Annotated in this window: 25 protein-coding genes and 2 pseudogenes; 13 read left to right on the top strand and 14 right to left on the bottom strand. The window is 53.7% G+C overall.

Translation table 11 applies throughout. From position 1 onward, the window contains the following. Window position 1: 1 nt before the first annotated feature. On the bottom strand, window positions 2-874 hold the full coding sequence (locus AEP_RS11235) for an SAM-dependent methyltransferase (protein ID WP_087495462.1): 873 nt from the start codon (window positions 872-874) through the stop codon (window positions 2-4). A 5-nt stretch (window positions 875-879) separates the two neighbouring features. Then, window positions 880-1,725 (bottom strand): ferritin, encoded by an 846-nt coding sequence (locus AEP_RS11230; protein ID WP_232459812.1) that lies wholly within the window; start codon window positions 1,723-1,725, stop codon window positions 880-882. A 650-nt stretch (window positions 1,726-2,375) separates the two neighbouring features. Here AEP_RS11230 and AEP_RS11220 point away from each other — a divergent pair. The 8 genes from AEP_RS11220 to AEP_RS11185 all read left to right on the top strand — a co-directional run bounded on the left by AEP_RS11220 (window position 2,376) and on the right by AEP_RS11185 (window position 9,495). Further along, the gene (locus AEP_RS11220) at window positions 2,376-2,573 is read left to right on the top strand and encodes a hypothetical protein (protein WP_087495461.1); all 198 of its coding nucleotides are present in this window, start codon (window positions 2,376-2,378) and stop codon (window positions 2,571-2,573) included. 293 nt (window positions 2,574-2,866) lie between these two features. Continuing rightward, a complete protein-coding gene (locus AEP_RS11215) occupies window positions 2,867-3,580 on the top strand; it encodes an autoinducer binding domain-containing protein (protein ID WP_087495460.1) in 714 nt (237 codons plus the stop codon). A gap of 29 nt (window positions 3,581-3,609) precedes the next feature. Then, a complete protein-coding gene (locus AEP_RS11210) occupies window positions 3,610-4,035 on the top strand; it encodes a DUF4902 domain-containing protein (RefSeq protein ID WP_157673144.1) in 426 nt (141 codons plus the stop codon). A gap of 76 nt (window positions 4,036-4,111) precedes the next feature. Continuing rightward, complete coding sequence (locus AEP_RS11205; RefSeq protein ID WP_232459811.1) at window positions 4,112-4,669, top strand: acyl-homoserine-lactone synthase; 558 nt, start codon at window positions 4,112-4,114, stop codon at window positions 4,667-4,669. Window positions 4,670-4,898: 229 nt separating this feature from the next. Then, window positions 4,899-5,333, top strand: coding sequence for a hypothetical protein (locus AEP_RS11200; RefSeq protein ID WP_157673143.1), 435 nt, complete (start codon window positions 4,899-4,901; stop codon window positions 5,331-5,333). Between the two features lie 329 nt (window positions 5,334-5,662). Then, entirely contained in the window at window positions 5,663-6,574 is a 912-nt protein-coding gene (locus AEP_RS11195; protein WP_087495456.1) for a phosphoribosyltransferase-like protein, read from the top strand. Window positions 6,575-6,583: 9 nt separating this feature from the next. After that, window positions 6,584-8,569 (top strand): ORC-CDC6 family AAA ATPase, encoded by a 1,986-nt coding sequence (locus AEP_RS11190; RefSeq protein WP_087495455.1) that lies wholly within the window; start codon window positions 6,584-6,586, stop codon window positions 8,567-8,569. An 11-nt stretch (window positions 8,570-8,580) separates the two neighbouring features. After that, entirely contained in the window at window positions 8,581-9,495 is a 915-nt protein-coding gene (locus AEP_RS11185; RefSeq protein WP_087495454.1) for a hypothetical protein, read from the top strand. Window positions 9,496-9,510: 15 nt separating this feature from the next. On the opposite strand, the gene AEP_RS11180 is transcribed toward AEP_RS11185, so the two are convergent. Next, window positions 9,511-10,824 (bottom strand): hypothetical protein, encoded by a 1,314-nt coding sequence (locus AEP_RS11180; protein ID WP_087495453.1) that lies wholly within the window; start codon window positions 10,822-10,824, stop codon window positions 9,511-9,513. Between AEP_RS11180 and AEP_RS20720 the strand changes: the two genes are divergently transcribed. Next, the gene (locus AEP_RS20720) at window positions 10,784-11,728 is read left to right on the top strand and encodes a hypothetical protein (RefSeq protein ID WP_157673142.1); all 945 of its coding nucleotides are present in this window, start codon (window positions 10,784-10,786) and stop codon (window positions 11,726-11,728) included. The two genes, AEP_RS11180 and AEP_RS20720, sit on opposite strands and share 41 nt — an antisense overlap. A 387-nt stretch (window positions 11,729-12,115) precedes the next feature. Next, entirely contained in the window at window positions 12,116-12,784 is a 669-nt protein-coding gene (locus AEP_RS11175) for a hypothetical protein (protein WP_087495452.1), read from the top strand. Between the two features lie 208 nt (window positions 12,785-12,992). Here AEP_RS11175 and AEP_RS11170 read toward each other — a convergent pair whose 3' ends face one another. The 4 genes and pseudogenes from AEP_RS11170 to AEP_RS11155 all read right to left on the bottom strand — a co-directional run bounded on the left by AEP_RS11170 (window position 12,993) and on the right by AEP_RS11155 (window position 18,757). Further along, window positions 12,993-14,225, bottom strand: a complete 1,233-nt coding sequence (locus AEP_RS11170) for an EAL domain-containing protein (RefSeq protein ID WP_198301813.1) — start codon at window positions 14,223-14,225, stop codon at window positions 12,993-12,995. 309 nt (window positions 14,226-14,534) lie between these two features. After that, window positions 14,535-15,631, bottom strand: a protein-coding gene (locus tag AEP_RS11165) for an IS3 family transposase (protein WP_442873330.1) whose coding sequence is annotated in 2 segments (ribosomal slippage) — window positions 14,535-15,379 and window positions 15,379-15,631 — 1,098 coding nt in all. Because the reading frame shifts where the segments join, the coding sequence is not laid out codon by codon here. Window positions 15,632-16,604: 973 nt separating this feature from the next. After that, window positions 16,605-17,405 (bottom strand): IclR family transcriptional regulator, encoded by an 801-nt coding sequence (locus AEP_RS11160; RefSeq protein ID WP_198301812.1) that lies wholly within the window; start codon window positions 17,403-17,405, stop codon window positions 16,605-16,607. A 205-nt stretch (window positions 17,406-17,610) separates the two neighbouring features. Next, window positions 17,611-18,757, bottom strand: a pseudogene (locus AEP_RS11155) (IS3 family transposase). A 70-nt stretch (window positions 18,758-18,827) separates the two neighbouring features. Here AEP_RS11155 and AEP_RS11150 point away from each other — a divergent pair. Continuing rightward, a pseudogene (locus AEP_RS11150) lies at window positions 18,828-19,241 on the top strand (IS21 family transposase); the annotation flags it as partial. Further along, window positions 19,234-20,049 (top strand): IS21-like element helper ATPase IstB, encoded by an 816-nt coding sequence (istB, locus tag AEP_RS11145; RefSeq protein ID WP_087495448.1) that lies wholly within the window; start codon window positions 19,234-19,236, stop codon window positions 20,047-20,049. The pseudogene AEP_RS11150 and the gene istB, both read left to right, overlap by 8 nt. Window positions 20,050-20,283: 234 nt before the next feature. Here the strand turns inward: istB and AEP_RS20715 are convergent, their stop codons facing one another. The 3 genes from AEP_RS20715 to AEP_RS11135 all read right to left on the bottom strand — a co-directional run bounded on the left by AEP_RS20715 (window position 20,284) and on the right by AEP_RS11135 (window position 22,252). Further along, a complete protein-coding gene (locus AEP_RS20715) occupies window positions 20,284-20,445 on the bottom strand; it encodes a hypothetical protein (RefSeq protein WP_157673141.1) in 162 nt (53 codons plus the stop codon). A gap of 21 nt (window positions 20,446-20,466) precedes the next feature. After that, on the bottom strand, window positions 20,467-20,841 hold the full coding sequence (locus tag AEP_RS11140) for a hypothetical protein (RefSeq protein ID WP_157673140.1): 375 nt from the start codon (window positions 20,839-20,841) through the stop codon (window positions 20,467-20,469). A gap of 919 nt (window positions 20,842-21,760) precedes the next feature. Beyond that, window positions 21,761-22,252 carry an HAD domain-containing protein gene (locus tag AEP_RS11135; RefSeq protein WP_087495446.1) on the bottom strand — a complete coding sequence of 164 codons (492 nt, stop codon included), beginning with the start codon at window positions 22,250-22,252 and terminating at the stop codon, window positions 21,761-21,763. 189 nt (window positions 22,253-22,441) lie between these two features. On the opposite strand from AEP_RS11135, the gene AEP_RS11130 reads away from it, so the two are divergent. Then, the gene (locus AEP_RS11130) at window positions 22,442-23,011 is read left to right on the top strand and encodes a HigA family addiction module antitoxin (protein WP_157673139.1); all 570 of its coding nucleotides are present in this window, start codon (window positions 22,442-22,444) and stop codon (window positions 23,009-23,011) included. Window positions 23,012-23,076: 65 nt separating this feature from the next. Here AEP_RS11130 and AEP_RS20710 read toward each other — a convergent pair whose 3' ends face one another. From AEP_RS20710 to AEP_RS11105, 4 genes are all read right to left on the bottom strand, one after another. Beyond that, the gene (locus AEP_RS20710; protein WP_157673138.1) at window positions 23,077-24,810 is read right to left on the bottom strand and encodes a hypothetical protein; all 1,734 of its coding nucleotides are present in this window, start codon (window positions 24,808-24,810) and stop codon (window positions 23,077-23,079) included. Between the two features lie 23 nt (window positions 24,811-24,833). Next, on the bottom strand, window positions 24,834-25,943 hold the full coding sequence (gene lipA, locus AEP_RS11115) for a lipoyl synthase (RefSeq protein ID WP_335583048.1): 1,110 nt from the start codon (window positions 25,941-25,943) through the stop codon (window positions 24,834-24,836). After that, window positions 25,903-26,550, bottom strand: coding sequence for a lipoyl(octanoyl) transferase LipB (lipB, locus tag AEP_RS11110; RefSeq protein WP_232460006.1), 648 nt, complete (start codon window positions 26,548-26,550; stop codon window positions 25,903-25,905). Before lipB ends, lipA begins: the two co-directional genes overlap by 41 nt. Before the next feature lie 61 nt (window positions 26,551-26,611). Then, window positions 26,612-26,914, bottom strand: coding sequence for a YbeD family protein (locus AEP_RS11105; protein ID WP_087495440.1), 303 nt, complete (start codon window positions 26,912-26,914; stop codon window positions 26,612-26,614). Between the last annotated feature and the right edge of the window lie 67 nt (window positions 26,915-26,981).

Genomic DNA, 26,981 nt, shown 5'->3' with positions numbered 1-26,981 from the left:
CTTAAAATACGACCCGCGCTTGCTTTACAGGCTGTAGGGAAATCTGATAAAGATCGACTACTCCGGCTTCAAAACTACGACGGGCCTGAGAAAAATATGACATGTAGTGGTCATAGAGTGGGCGTCCATAGTTATTGATGGTCTCTTGCTCATGCTCTTTTAGGCGAGCCTCCCAATGACTGAGTGTTCGCGCATAGTCGAGGCCAATGCGCTTCGCACTTGAGATTTCATATACGTCACTCACTGACGCTTGGATATCGCTGATGCTTGGCAACGCAGAGCCAGGGAAGACCTTTTCTAGCAGGTACCTCGTATCACGTACCTCTGAAAGGGTTCTGGGTTGCCTTGAGGTAACAATTGTCTGTAGCGCAACGTGCGCGTCGTCCTTTGAAACCTTCCTGCACCACTGGAAAAACTTCTTATACACGTCACGATGGCGGTTCAATTGTCTATCTTCGAGCGAAGCAAAGTGCTCAAACGCTCCAATTGAAATGATTGCGTCATAGTGATTTGTAAAGCTATTGAAGTCTTGCCACGAGCGCAAATCTACCGAAATATCCGGTCGTGCCAATTCCTTGATGAAGCTGGTTTGATCCGCGCTTAAAGTGAGTCCGTGTGCGGAGCTAGCTCCAAACTTCTGGATAGCGCGCTCCATAAGGCCACCCCAACCGCATCCGACATCCAAGATTGCATCTCCACGAGACACGTTGGCAAATCGACACAGACGATCTAATTTGTGCTGTTGCGCCAGCTCAAGCGTTTCCGCTGTTCGCCACACGCCGCAGCTGTATGCTCGGTAGGTCTTGTCGAGAAATGATTGATAAAAATTATTGTCAACGTCGTAGTGAAATTGAATGTCTTCTTTTGTTGCCATATTGATTACGCCATTTCCGTGTTTTTGGTCAAATCTTTACGATACGTGCGTAACGCATGCGCATTTTTAAAATCTTCATTTAGCAGGCTAGAAAGGTTTCCAAGAATCCCCTTTTCAACGCCTATCTCCCATTCGGAGTCGAATTGAATCTCTTGGTCCAACCAGGTCGACAGCCAGTCTGGATCGGGTAGTCGGCCGTTTACAGTGTCATTCGGGAACAGGGTTTTATTGACGTGAAGATTTGTTGGGTGCATGGCTTTATTCATCCTTGCATTTGTCATTAGTACACCAATCTTGGAAAATGCGAGGCGTGCGTTCAATCCGTCACGACCAAGTTCCTTCTTCATGTAGTCACAATAGGCGCGAGCGTGTCTTGCTTCATCGTTCGCCAATATTCCATATATGCTTTTGATGACGGGTTCCGAGTGATAAAGACTTGCGCATCGATACCACAAGTTCAAGCGCACTTCGCCGCAGAAATGCAAAGCCAAGCTTTCTAGTGGAGGTGCCGGATCAAATGAAAAACGAACCGCGCTGAGTTCTTGCTCGGTTGGGAGGTATTCGGGCGCAAAGCGCCGCAGATATTCAAGCAATACTAGGCTGTGCTTTTGTTCCTCAAAGAACCATATAGAAACAAAGGCTGAGAAGTCCACATCATGGCTGTTGTCTCGTAAAAACATTTCGGCGGTGGGCATCGCGGACCACTCCAAAATTGCATTCATTTTGATTCCATGCTTCTGGCGCTCGCTCAACTTGCTTGGATCGAATTCGTGCCATGGAATGCTGGACCTCATATTCCAACGGCAACTTTCAAGCCGTTCATACAGAGTTGGAAATAACATTGTTGTCATACCGAATCCTCCAACATGTACGTGCTTTCCTCGCTATCAAAAAGTTCTTTGAGCGCGGGAATACAGGACCCGCATCCCTCGCCGCACGAGGTGTACTCTTGAATCATTGCGTCAAACGGAAGTGGTGCAAATCGCTGAAACTCAAGAATGTCTGCCAGAGACTTTCTGCTGCAGAGACAATAGGATTTGGTTGCGGCATTTCTTTCGTTCTCTAAAGAAGTTCCGTTTGAAGAGCTAATGTGTAGCCCTCGATCTGTAGTAAGCGTCATTCAACTCCCTCAATATTGATTAGTCGTGACTCTCTTCGAGTCGTTGAAATTTTGTGACAAGTAGATATCAGAAATACTGGGGGCCTATGTCCGCGCACTGTTCTGCGTGCACACGTCGAATACTCTAAATTGCGCAGCAAATCCTGCATGCGGCTTAATGAGTGAGCTACCTCACATGCTTGAACGACTTAGACTGAAAATTTGAGAATCCAACTGGCGCACTGCTTTCTTGCGCAGGCAGTGCTGAAATGTTGGGTCGCTTTTTTTACGCCACTCGCCAGGGTGATATTTGGTCGGACGCTATCCAACCAGCCTTGGCGACCAAGGCCACGCGCTGGAGATGAGGATCCAAAGGACGAGGTATGACATGGAAAAAACGGTATGACAGCATCTAAATTCTGGAAACGGCAAGCCCTTGGCGCAGCGTTAGGCTGCAGTCTGGGCATTTATTCTGGCGAAGGCCTCAATGTGGCGGTCAAATCGCCGCACTTCTTGAGACTCGAAACCTGTCTTGATAAGCAGGTACCGATGGCCAATATTGGATTCGAAATGTCAGATTTTGTAACCCACCATTTTTAATAGGTGACAGCTATCGCGAAAGATTTTTTGGAACTTAGCTACCAAGATTGGTAGGTTTCAAAGCCACCCAAGTGGCGTCCAATAGCGCAGTTACCTCTGAATCAGTCCTCTTGGTTGAGGGCGAGGGAACCGCCCTTCTAGCGATTACATACTTGCCGAATTTGTTCCACTGGATGCTTGGCAGGAGCATCAGGTATTCATTGGCGGAAAATTCTGTCAAACTGCTCTGCATAAAAATGCATGTCGGCCATACAGATTGGTCTACCGATCGCACAGGGAAATGGGGGGTAGTTATGCAGAGCTGGTTCGAGCAATTGATTTGCAATCTGGACAGCACCAAGGATGAAAAGGAAATTTATGCCTATATCGCAGCAGCGGCACGTGACCTCGGTTTTGAATACTGCGCGTTTGGCCTGCAGTTCCCTTATCCGCTGACCAGCAAACGGGTGGTTCTCCTGAATAACTACCCCCAAGTCTGGCAAGAGCATTACCAAAAACAAAACTACGTGAACCAAGACCCTACCGTACTGCAAGGGCGCAGGAGCAATACGCCATTCCTCTGGAACGACGGATTGTTCAGCGATGCCACCGATATGTGGGAAGAGGCGCAGGCCCATGGCCTGAGTCAGGGGTGGTCTCAGTCCAGTTTGGATGGATCGGGAGCCGCCAGCTTGCTCACGCTGGCACGCTCCAACGACAAGATTTCTGCGCTGGAGTTGCAGGCCAACGAAAGCCGCATGCGTTGGCTGGTGTCGGTCGCACACCTGTCGCTCTCCAACGTCTACCAGTCGGACCTGCGCGCGCAATTTAATCCCAACCTTACGGAGCGAGAGCTCGAGGTCTTGCGCTGGAGTGCAGATGGCAAGTCAGCGGGAGAGATTTCTGACATTCTGTCCATCTCCAAAAACACTGTGGACTTTCACATCAAAAATGCAGTGCACAAGCTCCGAACCTCCAACAAGACAGCCGCCGTAGTGCGTGCCGTCATGATGGGCCTGTTGTTCTGATGCTCGCCTTTGGTGAAAAGAGCCTTCCCATGAAACTTATTGAAAATGGTCTCGTATTGGTCGGAATCCCCGAACTGATGCAGGTCCCTTTCAAGCATCTGGTGACATCTCTGGACGAAGATAAGGACAACAGCCTGTCCAATTGCGGCCGTGCTGCCACCATCACGGGCTATACGGAGTGGTTTTCGGAAACACAACCCTACCTGACCGTGGGATGGGATTGGGTGATCGATGAACGCGCCCAAGGCAGCGCGCCTTGGCGTTTGGGCTCGCCGCGCACCAATGTCAATCTTGTTGGCAACGATGGTCGGGCATTGCCGTGGGAGGCAAGTCTGGAAAAATTGGGGCAGCTGATGGATGCCCTGCTTCCTTGGCAGCAAACCGTCCATGCCTTTGAAGTGCCCCAACCGGTAGCTCAAAATCGAGCATCTTCTCCCGCTGAAAACATCTTGTGACCCTGCTAAAAATAGTAGGTTACAAGAAAGAAGAGCTTCGATGTAATACCGTCCAACAAGATGGATGGGGAATTTCGTGGATTTCAGGGCAGGAACGGTAAATAGCTTTTCGAGTGAATATTTTCAGGGGCTTTCGCAATACCGGCATCGCGTTTTTGTGGAGATGCTGGGCTGGGAGTTGCAATGCGAGCACGGCATTGAAACGGACCAGTTCGACCGTAACGACACGGTCTATGTGGTGGCCCACGACGACGCATCTGAAATCATTGGATTAGGGCGCTTGCTGCCAACCACCAAGCCTTACTTGCTGGGAGAAGTCTTCCCTGAGCTTCTCAATGGCAAGACACCGCCCAGCTCACCAGATGTGTGGGAGCTCTCCCGGTTCGCAGCAGTGGACTTCAATGCCAACGCGACTAGCGCCCTGGGGCAGTTCTCCAGCGAGATTGCGATAGAGCTGTTGCACCAATCCATTGCGACCGCCCGGGCCCATGGTGCCAAGGAATTGATTACGGTCTCCCCATTGGGAATTGAACGTCTGTTGCGCCGCGCTGGATTCAAGGCGCATCGCGCTGGGCCGCCCAAGATGTACGGACGCCATGCAGTATTTGCCAATGTCATTGACTGCTTGGCATAGAAACTGAACTTACAAAAGAAGCCCGCACGAATCCGGGCTGAACCTTCGAAGATGGCCTCGTTCAGGGAGCTAAAACGAGGGGCATACGCCCATCGGATATTTTAGAAGACTTGAGGCCAAACCATTGAGACCGTAAGAAAGTTAAATCTGACTGCCAACAAAGCAAAAAGCATGGTTGCAGCTCAAGTGTTTAGCAACTTCGACGTTTATGTATCAGTAAGGGAAAACTTTGAAAAAAATATTTACAGTGTCCGGGCGGTCGAACCTCGGCAAGAGTCAAACGATCAAGGCCGTCTACGAGCAACTTTTTAAAGTGTTTCCTGATCTGAAAGTGATCAGGGACATACGCGAAACGGAAATCGAAATCCGAGCAGTTATTTCCGTTAATGGGCACCGCATCGGCGTGGAGAGCCGTGGCGACAACAGGAAGATTGTCGATGAGTCTTTGAGCATTTTTGCAGAAGCAAAATGCCAGTTCATTCTCTGTGCCACAAGATCAAGAGGCGGCACTACGGATGCCGTACAAGAGTTCGCGCAACTGAATAAATTCACTGTCGAAACCATCTTAAAAATTGGCGAACCTGATGTGACTGCGCAATCTCAAGCCAATAAAAAATTGGCACGCAAGATTGTCAAAGACATTGAAGCACTCTTAAGTATTTGATTAACCCAATTGCGGGAGGTCGGGTTCAGTCCTCTGCTTTTGTGGGGAGCGTATTGCCATTTCCTTACTCAATTTGAAGTGAGAAGATGGGCTTCAGCGTACTTTGCTTACAAAATTCACTGCTTAATAAACTCAGCTCGCTGCTCTTTTGAATGAGGCAGCGCAGGTTCAGTCCACAGTCCGAGTGACGGGCTTTCACTGGAATACGCATTCGGCACGGTCTTCATGAATAAGAAAAATGCAGCCACTCCGTCGGTATCGCGACATCACGATGCCTGTCGACAAAGTTGTGTGACACTCCGCCCACATTTGATACAGGGGAATGAATAGTGGCGTTCAACGTCCCCAAGGACCGGCTTGGATTCTTCGATGAAATCGAACACCGCTTTCGGCTGCTGCTACACAAGGGCATTATCACCGGGATCGACCAGATCCGGCTGAGTGGTTGGTTGGCGAACTTCACTTCGTTGGAGGACAAATACCTTGCCGCCCATGTCCTCAATAGTCTGACCTATCGATCAGACGCTATGGTTCGCAGCTCCTTCCACCATTTGGTGCATTGTGAGTTGCCACGAGTGCTGCGTGATTCTGCGAACTTGGCATTCCCTGATTCGGACGCCTTCGAAACCGCTTTGCGCGATGGCGACGAATGGTCCGCCTTGCGCTTCGTCGCTGTCGATGGCACTTTTGAAGAAATCCCAGGCAAAAGCGGTGCCGTCGTCATTCGACAATTCCGACGTCATCTGGGCGTCTCCAAGAAGCTGATGTGCCGCCCGGAGAACCTCGCGACCTTGCCTGGCACCGTCCGCGCCCTGGTGTTTATCGACGACATGGTTGGTACAGGCCGACAATTCCAGACTTTCGCCAATTACTACAAACTTTCAGAACAAGTCGGCAAGCGTGCGCTCATCTACTGCCCATTGCTCGCCTTTGACGCTGGCGTCACGAAGATCAGCGAAGCGCTACCCTGGCTCGAGACTCACCCAGTAGAGATCCTCGGCGCCGGCCATCGCTTCTTCAGGCCGTCGGATAAGGATCCACAGCTCTGGGGTGCTGACTCTGCGAATTCGCTGGCGGATGTGCAAGCATATGTCGCTGAGTTGTGTCGTCGCAATGGTCTCCCTGTCAAGACCCGGCACTCGCTCGATTTGGTAGTCGCTTTCGAGCATGCCGTTCCAAACAATTCGATGCCACTGCTGTCTATCAAGACCGCTCGCTGGCAACCCTTGTTCGATCGCTAAGGAGAGTCCATGTCCATCCTTGCAGAAGCCTTTCTTAAAAACCGCGCGGAGCAGTTGCCAGCGGATGTCTCAGATCAATTCATCGTCCCTCCGTTCTTCGGCCGTATCAGCATCTTTGCGGATACCAAGTCCGTGCGGATACTTGGTGGACGCGGTTGCGGGAAGACAATGTTCATCCGGCACTTTTGCCATAGCACTACGTTCAGTCCACGCAAACGGCAGATCGACGATGAAGTCCTCAAGAGCGTAGGTCTTTACCTCCGGCCAGACACTGGTTTTTGTTCGCTCATGACGACGGCCTGGCTTGGTGAAGAAGAAGCACGGATGGCGTTCTCGCACTATGTGGCTCTGCAGCTTTTGGCCGAGGTACACCAAGCTGTAGACAACATGGCGCGCGCCGATCTGAGTGCGGGCTCTTTAGACGTGCGCGCGCTGCCTATTAGTTCTGCATTGGCGGTTCAGTTTTCGAAACAAGTAGCCGTGGTGGGTGAGCTGGGTGAGTTTGTGGAAGAGAAGCTCGCCGAGCTGGAGTTGTGGGTTCGTAACCCGAAGCGATGTGAGGCCCCAATCTTTCTGTCGTTCTCTTCGGTTTTGCCGCGGCTGGCCGAGGACATGGCCAAGAAGTTGCCTCGGCTGAAAGATCTTTCCTTTCGCGCCTTCATTGACGAATTTGAGAATCTGGGCGAACACCAGCGAATGATCATTTGCGACGCGATCAAACACCCAAGCCTTCGCCTCGCCGTCCATATTGCTCACAAGCGCGATGCGGTCACAGATTTCAAAACGAGTAGCGATGAACGCATTGTTGAGCTACACGATTTACGCAAAATTGACCTGGAGCATTTGCTTTCAGAAGAAAATGAGTTTGAGTTGCTTGCGGCAGAGCTGTTCCTGCTACGCCTCCACCTAGGGGGGGTGAGTTTTGGATGCGATGCATTTGATCCGGACCGTCTTCATGATCCCGCACACCTCGACTACCGGCTCTCGGACAAATATCGTCGCGCCGTTGTAGGACGCGTTCGTGAACTGTTGCCGAGCCTGACCTCCACCGAGATAGCGCATCGGGTCATGGACGATGAGCCACTCAAACGACGGTTGACCGATATGATCGATAAGGGTCTGGGCCGTCACAATCTGCGCGCGGATCAGAAGGCGGCAGCGCTCATCGATCCGGCAAAGGCGCGGGCCAGTGTGGTCTTGGGGGCACTGCTGAATCGCACAGGCGATCCGCAATCGGTTCTCACTACCTTTAACGCCCTCACGGGGGACAAGAGTGGAGACGATCCGTTCTACAAGGTCGGGGGATGGATAGACAACAACTTGTATGGCTGCCTCTTCCACCTTTATGCAGGACTGCCGCAACGCCCCAATCTCCTGTACGCTGGGTTCTATCGCTTTTGCCAGCTATCGAGACCTAGCCTGCGATATTTCCAAGAACTATGCCATGTCACTTTGCTCTTGGCGTTTCAGCGCTCAGAGCGCAATGACATTGAGCCTGTCAGCTATGAGTTTCAGGCGCAGGCGGCGCGACAGGTTTCGGATGCTATGTTTGAGGATGTGCCACAGCTCGGGCTGCATGGCGAAAAGTTGCGCGAGATGGTGCGCCGACTTGGAACCCTGTTCGAGGCCTTTAATCGACGCGCCGCACAGAGTGAACCAGAAATCAACCACTTTTCGATCGACCATTCTGACAAGGCTGGCCTGTCGGAGGCTGCTATCCACCTCCTCAAAGAGGCCAGGACTTGGTCCGTGTTGTATGAGGAGCCGGACACAAAGAGTAAATCCGACTACGACATCGCCCAGTCTGACTGGGTGCTGAACCGCATCTTTGCGCCACACTTCAGCGTCAGCTACCGCAAGCGCCGCAAGATCACGCTGAAAGCGAGCCAAGTCAACACCATTCTGTGTCATTCGCCCCAAGCGTTCGAGTCGCTCCTCAAAGAGATCGTAGCCCCCGAGCAGGAAACGCCGGGTTCCACCAGACAGCTGTTCTGAGGGCTTCGACCATGAAATTCATCCGTCAAGACGTGGTTGCTGAGGCGGCCTTGGCTAGCGAAAAGGGTAGCTTCGACTTCGCGTTCTATGGGCGCGAAGACCTAGATGACCGCAGTAAGTTTTCTGCACCGCAGTCGCGTAGCCTGGCCCGCCGGTCAGCCTTTGTGCAGTACGATCCCCAGCGCTTTGAGCTGATCATCGATGGAACCTCATTCCGCTCCGATGAACTGGAGGACATTCCGCGCAAGTTTCCTGCGTCAAGCATCGTCATTGACGCCACAACAATGGAGTTTCCGGAAATCGCATTGATCCTGCGTGCCTACCGCAAACTATCATTTCAGCCAGCAAGATGTGTATTCATTTACACCGAACCTCGCGAGTATGTTCGACGTCCAGCGGGGGAGTCCCCGGCGCCGGGCTCGGCTTTCGATCTCAGCCTTGGGTTCCGGGCAAAGAATGCGATTCCCGCTTTTACACCGTTGCTTTCAGGCGGCAACAAGGCGCATCTGGTGGCCTTTCTTGGCTTCGAGGGTGCACGCCTTCTGCGAGTGCTGAGTGATGATGATGGCCACTTTTATACCGATGTGACAGTCGTCTTCGGAACGCCTCCATATCAAGCTACCTGGGATATGCACGCATTGATGGCCAACACACGGTTGATCGAGCAGTTCAGTCCCGGTGTTCGCTTCAGCGGCGCGAATAATCCCCGCGGGGCATACCTGCTTTTACAGGAGGTCCATCGGGGTCTGGACGGAAGTCAGTGCAATCGACTGGCCGTGGCACCGTTTGGAACCAAACCTGCAGCCATTGGCGCTGCTCTGTATTGCGTTGAGATGGATCGTATGCGTGTTGTGTATGACCACCCTGAGCGCAAAGAAGGCCGTACGCGAGGCGTTCATCGGACCCATTGGTTCGAGATTGAATGAAGCAACCCTGCCGGATCAGGCCGGCACGGGCATCGCCATCAAAGCACCCACAGTCAGATGTTTCGCGCAGGATCCATGCGCCGCACTGCGGCGCCAGGCTTTACCTTCTTCGCTGCTGATCCAGTCGAAGACCGAGACACGTGTCTGCTGTGGTACTACGACGCGATACACCGCCTCTGTGAATGCTCGGCGACCCTTCGCGACAAAGGCGGCGCGGTCTATGCAGCGCGTTCCTACCCGAGGCACCAGAATGTTGCCGGCTTCTGCTGTCTGAAAGGCTCCCAGCGGCTCCGCTCCAAATGCAATGTCGCCCCTGGTCTGAGGGAAATCGCTGGTGTGAAAGTGCTCAATGCCCAGGTCTTCGAATTGATGCCGAGAGCGGCTGCCTCGGACAATCCGTGCGCCCAAGTCTTCAAGCGTCGTGAATCCTGTGCGTCGGGCCAAAGCCTGTGTGAAGTCTTGGAACTCGTGATGTGCCAAATCCATCCGATGAATGGCTTCGGTACGACTCACTCGTCTGGAAACTGTCAGTTCGAAGTCCGTGCCAACAAGTCGTCCGAGAGTGACATTCGCCCCGCGTGTCTGGCCGAAGCGTGCGATGAGCAAAAACGACTGAACCTCCGCACGCTTGTCGAAAGTATCCGCCGGGAGCTCGTGGCATTCAATCTCTGACGCCGAGTCGATCAGGGTCTGACGGAACGTAGCCAATGCAGGATCCTGGACGATAGGCGCGGCAACGATGAATGCGGCCTCACCAGGTCTCTTGAGACGCGCCAGTGACTCGAGCAAAAAATACAGGTCAAGCCTCGCCCACGCATTAATTTGAGTCACCTGCGGGTAAAGGGCTTTCAGACGCGCTTGCGCTGCTGGGGACACCGCACCCACGCCAAAGGGAGGGTTGCCAACGGTACAACTAAAGCGGCGATTGCCAAGTACAGCATCCAATGCGTCGGGTTGCAGCACATTGGCAAAGTGCAGCTCGGTAGGCGCCGGAGTTGCGCACTTGGCGGCTAATCTGCGATCAAGCTCGACGGCGACGTAGCGATCAATGGAGTGTGATGCGACACAGGCCTCCAACAATCGCCCAGAGCCCACACCAAGTTCCAACCAGTCACCATCAGGAACGGTAATGCTCTGAGCCAAGCGGGCGGCCAGCTTCTCCGGTGTCAGAACCTGACCTCGAAAAACTTTTGCAGACTTGATTGATCTGTAGCGCATTTCCAAAATTATGCACATAATTCTGGTTATGGCAACAAAAATTTCTACTGTGACATTCACGGATGCTGAGGTGGACTGGTTGAAATCGAAGGCGATCTCGGATGCCGCCATCACCGCATACCGTGGCGAGGTCGCACGCTTGTCCACCTTCTGCGCTTCGATTGGTATTGTTGAGGTCTCCCACTTCGAGCCGGAGCACTGGACTGCCTATGTCACGTGCCTGTCGACGGATCGCTCGGCAATCTCTAGTCAATGGAAGCCGCTAAAGCCTTCTAGCGCACTGCAGGCTTTTCGTATCACAAGAGCCTTCTTGTTGCACTGCACAAGATCTGGGTGGCTGAATTGGGATCCGCGTGATGTCGATGCTTCTATCCCTACCGCAATGCGCTCCGGCGAATTGCCAACCATCGGAAAGTCGCTTTCACCATCCCTGCGCGAGGTACTTTCCAACGCCCCCCTTGCCGCTGATGAGCAGCAAGCACGCCGGTACTTCGCGCTGGGACTTGGGTTTTGGGGAGCTATGTCACCACGCGAAATTTCCCTTTTGAAGGTGCGAGACCTCCGAATTTCGCGCGTTTCAGGGGAAGGTACGCTTACCTGTGGCAATCGGCCGTATCCCGTTGTCCTTCCCGTTGAGCTCGTGGCGCTGTGGAGGCGATATCAGCAATGTCGTCAGGAGGCAACGTCTCGAAGCATCAAGCCGAGTTCGGCCCTGATTTCCAACTTGAGAAGTGGCGATTCATTGTGCACCTGGTCCATCTGGGCATTGATGCAGTCTGGCAGAGACAACGAAAAAGAAGCGAAGGAAGCCATCAACCCGCGCATACTGCGCTCAGCTTACGTCGAGGGCACGACACGAAATGCAGCCCGCGACATAGGAATTGTTCGAAATCAAGTAGGACGGCGTATGGACATTTCCATTGAGCTAAGTGCTCTTGCGCGCCAACGCGCACTTGGCTCCCTTCATGAGGTTACTCTGGCGAAGCTTCGCGAGCCACCGCGGGCAACCCAATGAGCGTCAATTGGTTGATCAGAGGTGGTGCTTTGGTGCCTATGGATAGGGACATCGACGGATAGCTGTATGTTCATGCTCTGAATGATCAAATGATCGACCGGTACCGGGAGCAGTAGTAGACCATCCGCCAGCAGGCATTGCATAGGACGCTTCAAACTCTCATTTGCGCAACTGCGCTCTCTCCTGAGTCAGCCAAGGCAATCCTTCTGTCGCTTATCTCCCGATGGATGTAGGCAGTACCTCATTTGCACGCCTGGTGGCTCAGCTGATGCCGCCTACCGGATCAGCCGTACCTTCCAAGACGCTTACACCAACGTAACAGCTTATATTGCTGGGTGGTGCAAGAGCGCAGGAACTCTGTGTGTCGTCGGTGCCAATGAATTGGCTATGGCTGATGAATCTGAACTCGGGCCACTGGATGTCCAGATCTCCAAGCGCGATGAAATCGGAGAGCGCGATTCCGGGCTAGTCGTCAGCGAGGCTTTAAACAGCTTGGAAGCTCACGCCTTCTCAACCTTTGAGACCATCATGCTCAAAATCAAGGAGCGAAGTGACGGCACCATCAGCTTCAAAATGGCTGCGGAGATAGCGGCCATGCTTACCGGTGGCGTTTTCGAGCCCATTTACAAGCAAATAGACCCTGAAAAGCTTGGCGCGACTGCACGCTCTCTCAATGTCGCTAACGAATACGGCAAGCGTCTCAACGTCAGAGGGAAAAACCTTAAACAAAATGCGTTACAGCGCCTTGGTGTAGCATATCCCTCACACGGATTCGTGATTGACCGAAGGGAAGCCGAGCGGCTCTTCACACATGTTAGAACCCCATCCGATTTAGAGATCGAATTGGCTGCTGGCGTCGGCGTTTATGCAAGCATTCCATGTGATACCCCCTTGGTACAGTTCTTGAATCCAGTTGTAAAGGAAGTAAAAAATGACCCATCAAATGCCGCAGCCACTGGCACCTCGGCAAAAGGTGCCGCAGTCAAAAGATCAAAACCGACAGCTCCCAAGCGAAGCGCAGGAGCTCGAAGAAATTCTGTCAGACCAACTAAATGAGGCTCGTTTCCTCAAGTTAGGCAACAGACGCAGTTTTTTTCCAATAGAGCTAAGCAAAAAGCTGGCGATCTAATTGGATGCTACGAAAGACTCGCTTCGGTGGGTTTGTCGTTGTCTCTTCATTGAGGTTTTGACAAACGCGTGGTACATTTTGCTCTGCCAATCAGGCCGCCTCCCTGAACGCGGCGCTGCGGCTGCTGCAAACGCTCTAGGCAGGATATTTGCGCTGGGCGAACGTTTCGGCCCAGGCTTGTACTTCGTGCACCGGCATGGGCCGCGCAAAATAATAGCCTTGAGCATAGGTGCAGCCCATCTCCGCCAGCGTGTTGCTGGTGGATGGGTCTTCAATACCTTCAGCCACCGTCCCCAGCCCAAGCTGACGCGACAATTCCAGCGCCGACTTGACAATCTGGAAGCTGCGCTCAGCGGTGTGCATTTGCTCCACAAACACCTTGTCGATCTTGATGCACGAAAACGGCAGCGTCTGCAGGTAGTCTAGGCCCGCATAGCCGGTGCCAAAGTCATCCAGCGCAATACCGATACCCAAAGCCCGCAAAGCGTTGATGGTGCGCGATACGGCCTCCAGGCTGCTGACGATGACAGTCTCTGTCAGTTCAATACGTAGCTCATGTGAAAGCATGTTTTGTTCGGCCAGGCAGGCCTGTATGCTTTGCACGATGTCCGGACCGCACAGTTCCGGCGCTGACAGATTCACGCTGATAAACGGATGGTGCTGGGCATTATCTGCACACAGACCACGCAAATGGGCCCAGTCAGAAGTCGCGCGCTTGAGCACCCACTGACCCACCCGGTGTATCAGCCCGGTTTTTTCAGCCAGGGGAATGAATTCGTCGGGGCTGATCGGCCCCATCTTGGGATATTGCCAGCGCACCAGCGCTTCAAAACCGACCAAGGCTTTGCTCTGCAACAGGATGATGGGTTGGTAAAACAGCGCGAGCTGATTGTTGTCAATGCTGTCGGCCAGGTCGTGTGCCAGCGAAAGCGTATGCACTGCAGTCAAATGAAGATCCTTCACCGGCCTTGCCGGCGTAGCAGTGTTTGCCGGATTTGCATCGGAGTTGACAACATAACCAGTCGTCAGACGGAAGCGCTCAAGCAGCAATCGCAGCAAGTACTGAATGACCGGATCTGCGCGTACGAGGAGTTCCTCCACATGCTCGCGATCAATGCGAATCAAGCTGGTTGCAGTCAAAGTGCGCACAGTTGCGGTTCGTTGTTGTCGATCCAGCAGCGCCACCTCGCCAAACAACGCGCCTTCGGCCAGTACTGCCACCCTTCGTTGTTCTCCTTGAGGGCCGACGAAAACCTCCACACACCCACTTTCAATCAGGTAAGCCGATTCGCCGGGATCCCCAATACGGTAGACAGTCCTTTGGGCGTCAAATGCTTCACGGTTTAGGCCACTTACACTGGTGATCATCGGATGTTCTCCTGCGTATCCTCTGGTCATTGTGACTGAAAACGCAGGATTGAAACACCCAAATTACTGCGCGTCTTGTCATCCTGTGTGTTAGCGGGGGGGGGGGGCGGACAAAATCTTGGACTACCTTGGGGGTAGTTAATGTATTCGTACGAAGACCGAATCCGAGCAGTCAAGCTCTATATCAAGCTGGGTAAACGCACCGGTCAGACCATCCGCAAGTTGGGCTGCGTATTCCGGTTGAGTTGACCAAACGCCCAGCCCTTGTCTTTGATCTCCAGCTGAAGCCACCTCGATTTCCTGAACCACTCAGAAGTAGAGGTTGGGGAATTGTTTCACACGGTACTCAACCGGAGGGATTGAGCCCAATGCTTCATGTGGACGATGGTGGTTGTAGCGATGCAGCCAGTCCTCCGTCATGTCCCTGACCTCCTGCAAGGAATCAAAGACATAGCAGTCCAGCACTTCGGTGCGGTAAGTCCGGTTGAATCGTTCCACATAGGCATTCTGGGTTGGCTTTCCAGGCTGGATGTGATTGAGGGCGATGCCCTTTGACTTGGCCCAATCGGCCAGCGCATGGGCAATGAACTCCGGGCCGTTGTCCATCCGAATCGACAGCGGTGCACCACGCACCTCCACCAACTCGTTCAAGGCCCGGATGACCCGCGCAGCGGGCAAGCTGGTGTCAATCTCGATGCGCAACGCTTCCCGGTTGAACTCGTCGATGACATTGAAGGTGCGGAACCTGCGACCCGACCACAGTGCATCCGACATGAAGTCACAACTCCAGCCCTGATTGGGCTGATTGCCCGCTTCAAGGGGTTGCCGGATACGTGCGGGCAGCCGCTTCTTGCCCCGCCGTGGTGGGTTGAGATGGAGCTGGCAATACACCCTCCACAGCACCGTCTTGCCCCAAGGTTGGTTCTGATAACGGGCGCTGGCGTACAACAGGCCAAAGCCGTGTCGTGAATTGGTGGCCATGTAGGTCTGCATGAACTGGATGACCCCGGAGTCGTCGCTCTGCTTGTGGCAATAGCGCAGTGTGGAGCGAGCGATGCCGCTGGCCACACAGGCCCTGCGCTGGCTCATGCCGTGCTCGGTCATGAGCGTTTGCACCACATCAGTTCGACGTGCCGGGGTCAGAGCTTTCGGTCTACGACGTCCTTCAAGGCGTGGTGCATGAGGGCCAGGTCGGCATACATGCGTTTGAGCTTGGCGTTCTCGTCTTGCAGTTCCCGCAGCTGTGACAGGTGGGATACCGTCATGCCGCTGAACTGACTCTTCCACTTGTAGTAAGTGGGTTCGCTGACGCCGTGCTTCCTACAGGTCTCACCGACCTTGGCTCCCAGTTCGACTTCTTTCAAGATGCCGACGATTTGGCTTTCACTGAACTTTGATTTCTTCACGTAGAGACTCCGTTGGGGGGATTTTCTCTACTTCTAACTGGCTCAAGATTTCAAGGAAGCTTCAGACTGATTACATAACTCCTACAACTCCGGCATTGTCTTCAACTGAAGTAGTACTGGATACACCAGCGTTTGTCGGTGGCGCTATGATGAAGTGCGTAGACCTGCTGGGGAACTGTCTGCAAGTGGATTGCGAGATATTTCAGATGTATTGGTTACGGATTCGAAGATCGGTTCAGATATCTACAACTCCGGAATTCCCTCAGGCGATGTGTTCAGCGCTGCCTTTGCAAATGGAGCGTGGCAGAAATTGATAACTATCAAGAATTTGTGTGCTGCCTGGGCATCGAAGCCTTCAAGGCTAGCCGTGAAGTATTATCGTGAACAGCACGAGTTGGGCAACACCTTGTATTGGAGAACGGCGATGTACAACAATACGAGCGGAGGTGCTACTTTTAATTGATCATGGATCGGCATCAAGCAGCTCGAGGTGTCGGTGACTGGGGCAATGATGTAATCCCAGCGTCGGTAAACGGCGCAAATGTTGAGATTACATTCACAAGTACTGATCTTGGTATTTATGGACCTGTCAATACAGTTGCTCTGGGTATTAATGTTGATGTAAAGGCTGCCGGTGGAAATTATGGAGTGCCTACTTCCATAACACTTCCAGCACAAAAAATACACTCCCTTCGTTGATATCAGTCAAATTGCTGGGCTGCCATTTGGGGCATACACTGTCCGAGTTACAAAGACCGCTGGCGACTTTCTTCAGTTGGATCTTTGGGAAGTTTTAAAAAAATTAACATTTATTTTGTTTGGTTAAATAGGGGCTCGCTGGACGGGCCCCTTTTCTAGGCGCCTAGTGTTTTAACAAGTAAATAGATGTTTTTCAGAAAGTAAACTCCTAATTTCTATAGTAGGCACTCAATTGCATTAATTTGACGTGAGCCTTGTCACCGCTTGTGGGGTATTAAATGCTTACATTATTCTGTTTAAAGGAGAGCGTACGGGCGGTTTCACGCAGGTGTTCGCGCACTTCGGTCATATCGGGACCGATGTGCCGGTCAATGCGGCGGATGTAGGGGCAGGTGAGGGTGGCCAAGGCCGTGTTGTCGGGCCCGAGTATTGGGAAAGAAATGTCAACCACACCGAACGACTGGGCCGATTCACGCTCCAGGTAGCCGCGCTCGCGGATGGCCGCCAGCGTGGCCTGCAGCTTCTCTTCCGTGATCGGGACTTCTCCATCCAGTGGTGTGTGTTCGGCCAGCATGCGCGCGTAGCTGCCAGGGTCGGAAAAGGCCAACAGCAGGTGGCCCGAGGCGGTGTCCAGCAGACCCACACGCGCACCGCGTTGAACCGAAAAACTCCAACCGCGCGGGCTATTGATCTGCGCACCGATCAGCACATTGCCGCGGTCGTACACCCCCATGTGACACGACTGTTCGGCTTTGCGGGCGAAGTCGTCCATCACTGGCAGGGCCTGGTTGATGAGGCGGCTCAGTGGCGGATGCATGTTCGCCAGCGCAAACAGCTTCAGGCTCAGCGCGTACCTGTCCCCTGAGGGGTTGCGCATCACATATTGCCGCGCCACCAGGCGCTCCAGCATGCGGTAAATCTCGCTGGCGCTGCGATCCATCTCCTTCACGATTTCGGCGCGCGTCAAGCCGTGTGGCTGGGTGGCCAGCAGTTCCAGGATGTCCAGCCCCTTGTCCAACGCGGGGGCTCGGTAGCGCTCGTCTACAGGTACATCAAAGAATTTTGAATTCGTCATGTTCTGCGAGATGAGGTCGGACGCTGGATTTGACATTGAGATGTGCTGTGAATGGCTAAAGTTTGTATGTAAGTGATTGCACCCCAGATGCTAAATGCATTCGTACATCAGTGCAGCATACATTTTTTGACATGTGTCTAGGACATATCGCGTATACAAATAAATTTAACTTTCCTGCCGAGTAGCCGCAACTTGATCGGCCACCTCAGTGCATCCGACGTCCCCCCAGTTTCAGTAGCACTGGGCTTTGGAGTCCGGGGTTAATTTAACTGGTTTCTGAATCAGTGTTTTTGCATAGGCTGCCGGGGTCAGTCCACCCAGTGATCTCTTGGGTCGCTCTTCGTTGTATTCACGTCGCCATGCTTCAACGATTACCCTGGCATGCTGCAGACTGGTGAACCAATGTTCATTTAGACATTCATCGCGGAATCGTCCGTTGAATGATTCGATGTATGCGTTCTGGTTGGGCTTGCCTGACTCGATCAGGAACAACTGAACACCCCTAGCATGGGCCCAGGTCAGCATGGCTCGACTGCAGAACTCTTTGCCGTTATCGGTTCTGATTGCTTTGGGCAGCCCTCGCGTGTGCGCCAACTGCTCCAAGATGCGAACCAGTTGGTTGCCACCCAGTGCACGCTCAGGCACGATCGCCACGGCCTCATGGGTGGCGTCATCCACCACCGTGAGGTTCTTGATGCTGCGTCCCTCGGCGGTGCGGTCAAACACGAAGTCCATCGACCACACCTGATTGGCCGCCGTCGGCTGCTCCAGAGGATGCCGATCTGACAGGGGGATCTTCTTGCGCTTGCGCTTCTTCACTTGCAGGCCTGCTTCGGCGTACAGCCGGTCCACACGCTTGTGGTTGACCAGTTCACCAGCTTGGCGCAGCTTCAGATAGATCATGCCGGCCCCGTAACGGCGATGGCGCTGGGCTAGGGCAATGATCCTCTCCTTGAGCGCACCGTTGCGATCCTGGGCTGGCTCATAGCGGTAGGCACTGGCGCTCATACCGACGACGCGCAGCGAGCGGCGCTCGCTCAAACCGTGGCTGACCATGTGGCGCACCAGTTCACGTCTGGCCGGTGCGCTCACCACTTTTTTCTCAAGGCTTCTTTCGTTACCTCGTTCTCCAGCATCGCCTCTGCCAATAGCCGCTTGAGCCGCCCGTTCTCCGCTTCCAGCTCCTTGAGGCGCTTGGCATCTGACACGTTCATGCCGCCAAACTTGCTGCGCCACAGGTAATAGCTGGCCTCTGAGAAGCCGTGCCGGCGGCACAGCTCGGCTACCGCCAGGCCCGCTTCGGCTTCGCGCAGGAAGCCAATGATCTGTTCTTCCGTAAATCTCTTTTTCACGTCCAATCTCCTGTCTATGGGATTGGACTCCAAGCTCAACTGCTACTCAATTATGGGGGGACGTCGCAGTGGCCAGACGACCTACGACTGGCAGCACTACATCGAATTGGTGCAGCGTAAGCCCGGAGCATTGCGCAATGGCGCACCGTTCTTAGATCTGCCAGAGCCTTTACAGCGCTTGCGCAAATCCCTCCTGCGTCACCCCGGAGGCGATCGCACGATGGCTCAGGTGCTGGCCACTGTTCCGCAGGCTGGCCTGGATGCTGTGTTGGTAGCAGTAGATCTGGTGCTCGAAGGAGCCACGCCCAATGGCAGTGTCAGCGTTGAGCATGTGCGCAATGTACTGGCGCGACTTAATGCGCCGTCCTTACCGGAATTCGCACAGACCTCATTGCAGCTCACTCACCTGCCCACAGCAGATACCGCGCGGTACGACCGCCTACGCCCAACCCATAACGATGATCAAGGAGCTATCCATGTCTGAGTCCCAACGAGATGTGCAAAGTGAGCTCAAGGCACTGCGCTTAGGCGGAATGGCCAATGCCTGGGCTGACCTCATGGAGCAAGATGGCGGAGCAACAATTCAGAGCTCACGCTGGTTGACTGAGCACTTGCTCCAGGCCGAAGATGTGGACAGGCACATGCGCTCCATTGCCCATCAAATGAAAGCGGCACGCTTCCCAATCCACCGGGACCTTGCAGGCTTTGACTTCGAGGTTTCGCAAGTGGACAAGGTATTGATCAAGAAACTGGCTGATCTGAGCTTTACAGAGGATGCTCAAAACGTTGTCCTGATCGGTGGGCCTGGTACCGGCAAAACTCATTTGGCAACGGCATTGGGCATCAACGGTCTGACACACCATTCCAAGCGTGTACGGTTCTACTCGACAGTGGATCTGGTCAATGCGTTAGAGCAGGAGAAAGCCAAGGGCAATCCAGGTCGCATCGCCATGAGTTTGATGCGCATGGACTTGGTCGTTCTGGATGAGCTGGGCTACCTGCCATTCAGCCAAGCGGGAGGTGCAATGCTGTTTCATCTACTGTCCAAACTCTATGAACACACCAGCGTACTGATCACTACGAATCTGACATTTGCGGAATGGTCTGCCGTATTCGGGGATGCAAAGATGACCACGGCATTGTTGGACCGGCTCACCCACCACTGCCATATCGTCGAGACGGGTAACGAGTCCTATCGATTCAGGCACAGCTCCACAGAGGCCAAAGGGAAGATTAGATCCAGAGAGTTGACTCGCAAAACCACGATCAGTCAGGAGGTGGCCAGCACGTAAGGGGCTATAGTTATCCACAGTTGGACTAACAAAGTCTGGCTACAAGCCCCCTATCAAAATTGGATCGGCACGCACTGTCAAGACTCCATCAGCGCCAACACTCGAACCCAACTGCTACTGAAAATGGGTACATCGCAGCTAGCCCATCATTCCACCCGAGGTGGTCGGTCCATTTTCAATGGGGCAATAAAAAACCCGCCAAAGCGGGTTCTTTATGCATCGGGTGTGGACGTGTTACACGCTTGCTTCGTGCAGCACTTCAAGAAAAGTTGTTTGGCAGTCGATCTGCTCGTTTAGCTCGTTAGCCATGCGTAGAGCTTCATCAAGCAATGCCATGTACTCGCTAGGCGTGGAAGGCGCAGCGAGGGCGTAAATATTGAAATTAAGATCTTTCATGATCACCTCCTAGCTATTAAATTACATCACCGCTTGTCTATCTAGTGCCTCAACGGCTCTTTGATAATCAGCTTCATTCTTCGCTTGCATCGCAGCAGCCAACTGTTCCATAGTTGTGATCTGTGCTCTTGCATTCAAGAGCTGGCGTTGTTGCTCATACTCCAGATCGCCCAATGTCGAATTCGGCTTTAGCAAGACATCAATCACCGCCCCTAATATTTGGAGGTTTGTTACCCGATCTGCAAGTGATGGGTCTTTGGCCATTGCAACGCCATCAAATCCAAATTTCGTGTGCTGTTCAAGAACCTTGCCGCTACTCTCGAAAACTGCTGCCCACAATTGCTCAACTTTTACTTTGACATCATCGCGGTCAAAAAAGTTCGTACTGTTACTCATTGCTACCCTTTTATTCAGAAACGAGAAAACCATCAGATGTGGCTTTTGCCTTTCAGCTGATGGTCTGACTCGCTACTGTCTCCCTTGTTTGCTATATCTTTGATAGCTAACTTCCACTACCGGAAACATGCTTACAAGACAATTATGTATACGCCAGACGATTTTCGCAACACCTAAGACTGATCTCCCTATTCGGGTTTAAGGCTATGTCAAGAGGGGAGGGCCTGTTCATATAAACAGGATAACCCTCTTGAAACCCAAGCTGGGCGAGGATGTCACGACAACCTTAGTGTCGTATGTTGCAAAACACCAACGAAGAATAGTGTGGTATTTGACAAGGAAAAAAGTGTCAAATATCGCTTTGTGAAATGCGGTTGTGCTTTTCACCCGAATTTCGAGCGATTTTTCAGTGCATTCGAGGATTTGTAAGTTCTAGCTGCATGTATCTTGGCGTTTCGCCATGCTGGTGGATTGTCCGCCTTGCCAGCAATTTTCTGATTGCCAGGCATCCCAGCCCTGCAATTCATGGTGCACTTCTTTGGCTACGTTCACCGATGCCTATGCCATGAAAGACCTCTGAAAACCGTATGAACACTAAGCGTCCTTAGAACGCTGTGCGATCCTTGGAAAAAAATTCGTAAGAGGACTGTTAGGGGGGGCGGGGGCGTAAAACTTAGATCGGCATCGACATCAATCCGGCCTTTTGCATGTTGCCGATGCAATCAGGCAGTGCTCCCAGCCCTGGCCAGCGACACACAGCCAAAATGATATGCAGCCAGCGCAAGTTACGAAAACAATGGCGCTGGCCGGAGGCAGGAAAAAATAAAAAGCCGCCAAGGTTGCGCGTGCTGAAGCAGAGGCGTGGCGGCTATGTTGTCGGTGATTTTAACGTATTTGGTTCTGGAGTCTTATGTGCGCTTCAGCAGCTTTGGGACAAGCGGGCAAGCAATCCACCTGCCGCATTTGCATCAAGCCCCACATGGCCGTCCAAAAGAAATACGTTGCGGTTGAACGGCCTGAAGTTCCATGATCGGTCATCCAGTGCTAGCCATGACTGGGAGGCTCGGTCATGGCGTTGAAGCCAAGCCAAGCATTCGGCTTCCCGCTCATAGCCAACCAGCCGGTCTGGAATGTTCTCTAGTTCTGCGTACAGTGGTGTTAAACCAATCACCCTTTCTGCCACATCTTCAGAAAACAACGCTTTGAGTTCAGGCAATTGGCGTTTCAAGCGCCAGGTGCTGGAAATCACGACATCCATCTTCGGGAACGCACGAAGAATCGCCTCAAAGCTGTCCCTATGCATAAAGTGCTGAGATTCATGGCAGAACTCCGGGTGCAGAACACCATCAAAATCGATGAATAGGACTTGTACTGGGTAAGCCTGCCAAACCGGCTGTTGGTGGGTATCCATAAAACGTCCAGTCTAGGTGGCTGCTTCGTGAAGTTAAGGGGTATGCATAAGCACAACCTCGTTTGGCCGTGATTTGTAAGCGTCTTCGCGACAACTCCATGTGTAGAGATTTGGCTCAATCCATGCGGTACACAGGCAAATCAAGGAGGGCTATTATTTGTTCGATGGTGATCTTCAGGAGAAGCAAAAGTGACGTCGGATCCTCCGAAACCGGGCGCAGTCCTGGCCCAGTACCTTGGTGGAATGAGTTTGGCTGATGCTGCTGCCAAAATTGGGATAGGTCAGGAGCATTTATCCAATTTGATCACTGGTACAGCCAACATCGACACCAGTTTGGCAACCAAGCTTGCACGCGCCTTTGGGACATCAGCAGAACTCTGGCTCGACCTGCAAGCCGCTTTTGAGGCTTGGCTGCGCTTGGCCCCAGCACGCGACAAATCAGGGCTGGAACTCAAGGGCATGTTCAAGGTTTCTCCAGGAATTGAGGTTTCAAGTGCGCAAATGCGCCAGGGCCCGCCGGTTGATGACATGGCCGATTGGGACAGGATGGCGCCCGTTGGGCGGGAGTTTGGCAGCCCAGACTACGAGCGGCTTGCCGAATTGGACAACTTGGCATGTAAGACGTTGGGCGACTTGCTGAAAGCCCGCCGTTGGTTAGACACCCCTCACGACAAACTGGATGGGCTTGCACCAGAAAAAGTCGCAGAGACCCCGGAAGGCTTTGCAAGGGTCAAGGCCTTACTGCGCAAGGTTCAATAATGGCGGGTGATCAAGACTCCATCCGAGGTCAGTTAGCTTTCAGCGGTAATCGACGCCCTGCGGCTTTAGACTGGATCCTCTTCGTCAAACACCCAGGAGATCAACTCTGCGAGTGGCGCATCAAGCGTATCGCTGGGTGCGGCCTTGGAGAAGTCCACGGCCGCGCAGCGCAGGGTCAACCAGACTTCATTCTCATCTTGGCCAGTGGTGGGGATGATTTTGGTATGGGGTGGATTGGCCTCGATGACGACAGCGCACAAATGCTCAGATTTACGTTTGAATGCAAAAACAGCTGCCTTGCGCATGCGCAGACCATGCTCTGGGCAGTCGATCATCAGTTCTGGTGCCACCTCGCCATCAGAGTTAGCCAGCACCGAGATGGGTACGGTCCAGCCATCTTCTAGACTTTCTGTGAGGAGTTCTACGGTCAACCCTTTCAATTGCTTGAGGTCTTCCACCGTATCCTGCAAAAACAGAGGTATCACCTCCTGCTTGCCAGATGCCTTTGCGGAAACGACAGACAACTCAACCGGGCGCACGCGTCGGCCCGAACCGGGCTCTCCAACTGCCATGGAGTCGATGGTTGGAGCGCCGGAGTTGACATGTTCAGTGGCAGATTCGTCTGCCATGAGCCGCATACTTCGCCAGATGGACTTCCGTTCCAGGTCAGGGAAGCGTGCTAATTCCCTGACCTGCCTGGTCTTGCCAGCGAGCTTGCTGGAAGCGTCTTTCTCGACCAAAGCCGGATTTTTAACCTCAGGTGCAGACGAGCGCAGGATTCTGGGTTCTTCTGTTGGACTTCGGGCCTGATTTGGGAGTTTGGGGCGCGGCTGCGCCCCCTTAGTGGTGTACTGGAGCGAGCGGAATGGGAACGGGTGTGAGCAGGAGCGCAGGTTGTAAACCAAGAAGGTCGACTTGGGGACTCCGCCATGGGAAAGCCAACGGCCTGATGCAATCAGGTTCGTCTTTCCTTCAAAGGGAAAGCGCGCTTGTGGATAGATGGGCAGTCCGGCAGTAGATGCTCTGAGGCAAGAGTTTCCGACAATCCGCGCTGCCCGCGCAGCGATAGGGTCCATGGCGATCCGACCAATATCTGCGGCTGAGGCGCCAGACATCTTGTCTGCTAGATCAATTTGAAGCCTGCGGGAATAAGGATCCAGCGAGGCGCTGGAAAACAGCGCATCACGAAACAGAGGCGGCAGGAACAGCCGGGAAATCAGTCCGCTGGACGACCCGAAGTAAAAGCGGGCCAACTCCACGCAGGGGATGATCAGTCTGCGGTCATGGGGAAGCTGGACCATCAAGCAGTAGGACTGCGTGCACTGGATGTGCCAGGGATGCTCACTAATGGGGAGCAGGAAACCCTCGTTATTGAGATTCAAGCCGGCTTTGACAATGGCCGTTGACCCCGGGTCAACTTGAAGGCTCGCAAACTCTTCCAATTCGTAATCGGGACGCAGTGCTAATCCGCCCTTGTGCCAAATGTCTCCGATTCGAACCAGTGCCAGGGTGCCGACCGAGACCCAGATTCGTCTTTGAAGCTTTGCTGGGCCGGTGCACTGTGGGTGCAGCAAGACCGACGGATCCGATCGGAAGCGCTCATCCGCAAGGCGCGAGAGGTGCAAAAAAACCGATGGTTGCTTCCTGCGAACCGATCTATCGGGGAATGCAATGTCGCCGAACCAGTCAATCCGCCAATGAGATTGGTCCTGCGGAAACACCGAAATTCTTGGAGTTCCATTGGAGGATTCGTAGTTTCCGCCAACTGAATTCGAAAAATCTCTATTGATTTTTCTCACTAACTTCTAATTTTTCTCTTATTCTACTGATTGTTCACAGCACTCATTGCGTGACCGGCTTGAACGTCCGCGTGGTAGCTGGAGCGCACCATGGCACCGACCGCGGCGTGCTTGAAGCCCATCTTGTAGGCCTCGTCCTCGAACATCTTGAAGGTGTCGGGGTGCACATAGCGGCGCACCGGCAGGTGGCTGGTGCTTGGGGCGAGGTACTGGCCGATGGTCAGCATTTCGATGTTGTGGGCGCGCATGTCGCGCATTACTTCGAGGATTTCATCGTCGGTCTCGCCCAAGCCGACCATCAAGCCGCTCTTGGTGGGCACGTCGGGGAACAGCGCCTTGAACTTCTTGAGCAGGTTCAGTGAAAATTGGTAATCCGACCCGGGGCGCGCTTCCTTGTAGAGGCGGGGAATGGTTTCCAGGTTGTGGTTCATCACATCGGGCGGCGCGGCCTTCAGAATTTCGAGCGCCCGGTCGTCGCGGCCGCGAAAGTCAGGCACCAGCACCTCGATCTGCGTCTTGGGTGAGAGTTCGCGCGTTTTGCGGATGCACTCCACGAAGTGGCCGGCACCGCCGTCGCGCAGGTCGTCGCGGTCCACGCTGGTAATCACCACGTAATTGAGTTTGAGCTGGGCAATCGTCTTGGCCAGGTTGTCGGGCTCGTTCACATCCAGCGGGTCGGGACGGCCGTGGCCCACATCGCAGAAGGGGCAGCGGCGGGTGCACTTGTCACCCATGATCATGAAAGTGGCTGTGCCTTTGCCGAAGCATTCACCAATGTTAGGGCAGCTGGCTTCCTCGCACACGGTAACCAGCTTGTTGGCCCGCAGTGTCTCCTTGATTTCGTAGAAGCGGGTGGTCGGGCTACCGGCTTTGACGCGGATCCAGTCCGGCTTTTTCAGCACTTCACCTTGCTGCACCTTGACCGGGATGCGCGCCAATTTGGCCTGTGCTTTTTGCTTGGCCAATGGGTTGTAGTCCGCGGTCGATTGGGCTTCGCGCACGGTGGGGTTGGCGGTGCTGGAGTCGCGGGTGGTGTCGCTTTGGCTCATGGTGTGGCGTAGGTTCAGGGAGGCAGTTGCCCCGGTGGCACCCTCAGGGTGCAAGGTAAGTGGCGAGCTTGTGGCCCAACACATCAGCGGCGTCCTGCCAGCTGACTTGGACCCCGATTGTAGAAAGATCCACCGTTTGGAGCTTGGCATAGCCGCAAGGGTTGATACGTGAGAAGGGTTCCAGGTCCATGGCCACATTCAGGGCGACGCCGTGGTACGTGCAGTTGCGGCTGACTTTGATGCCCAATGCCGAAATCTTGCCCAGCCCCGTGAAATCCGGGTCGGAGCGGGTGGCGGCGCCGTGCTGTGGGCGTTGCACCAAGGACGCGTGACCGGTGGGGTCGTCCAGTCGTACGTAAATGCCGGGCGCACCTGCGACGCGGTGCCCGGTCACCCCAAAATGGAACAGCGTTTTGATCACCGCCTCTTCAATGCGGTACACGTATTCTTTGACGAAATAGCCTGCGCGCTTGAGATCAATCATGGGGTAGCCCATCACCTGCCCGGGGCCGTGGTACGTTACCTGTCCGCCCCGGTTGGTTTGCACCACCGGAATGTCGCCGGGCATAAAGATGTGTTCCGGCTTGCCTGCGAGGCCCTGTGTGAAAACGGGAGGGTGCTCACAAATCCATAGCTGGTCGCGCACTTCCGACGAGGGTCCCACGTCTCTTTCGTTGGTAAAACTTTGCATGGCTTCATAGGTTGGCACATAGTCCAACCGGCCACGCTGCTGGAGGTCGATGCCCACCGCTTTACAGCACCACTTTCACCATGGGGTGCGTGCTCAAGGTGCGGTACAGCTCATCGAGCTGCTCGCGGCTGGTGGCGGTGATGGTGATGGTCACGCCGAGGTAGTTGCCGCCCTTGCTCTCGCGCAATTCGATGGTGGACGCGTCAAAGCCGGGGTCGAATTCCTTGGCGATCATGGTGATGGCATGCACCAATCCATCCACCTTATGCCCCATCACCTTGATGGGGAATTGGGAGGGGTACTCGATCAAGGATTCAGCGCGTGAGATTTCCGGAAAGTTGCCGGGTGTCGGTGGGGTGGCCATTGATGCGCCTTTCAAATGAGTGGTCATGCCGTGCCTGTCACAGCACAGTCATAGATGCCTGTAACAA

Origin of the sequence: Curvibacter sp. AEP1-3, assembly GCF_002163715.1 — a bacterium.
Classification (GTDB): Bacteria; Pseudomonadota; Gammaproteobacteria; order Burkholderiales; family Burkholderiaceae_C; genus Allorhodoferax.
Note: the sequence above shows the minus strand (reverse complement) of the source record. Positions and strands in the feature narration are given on the sequence as shown.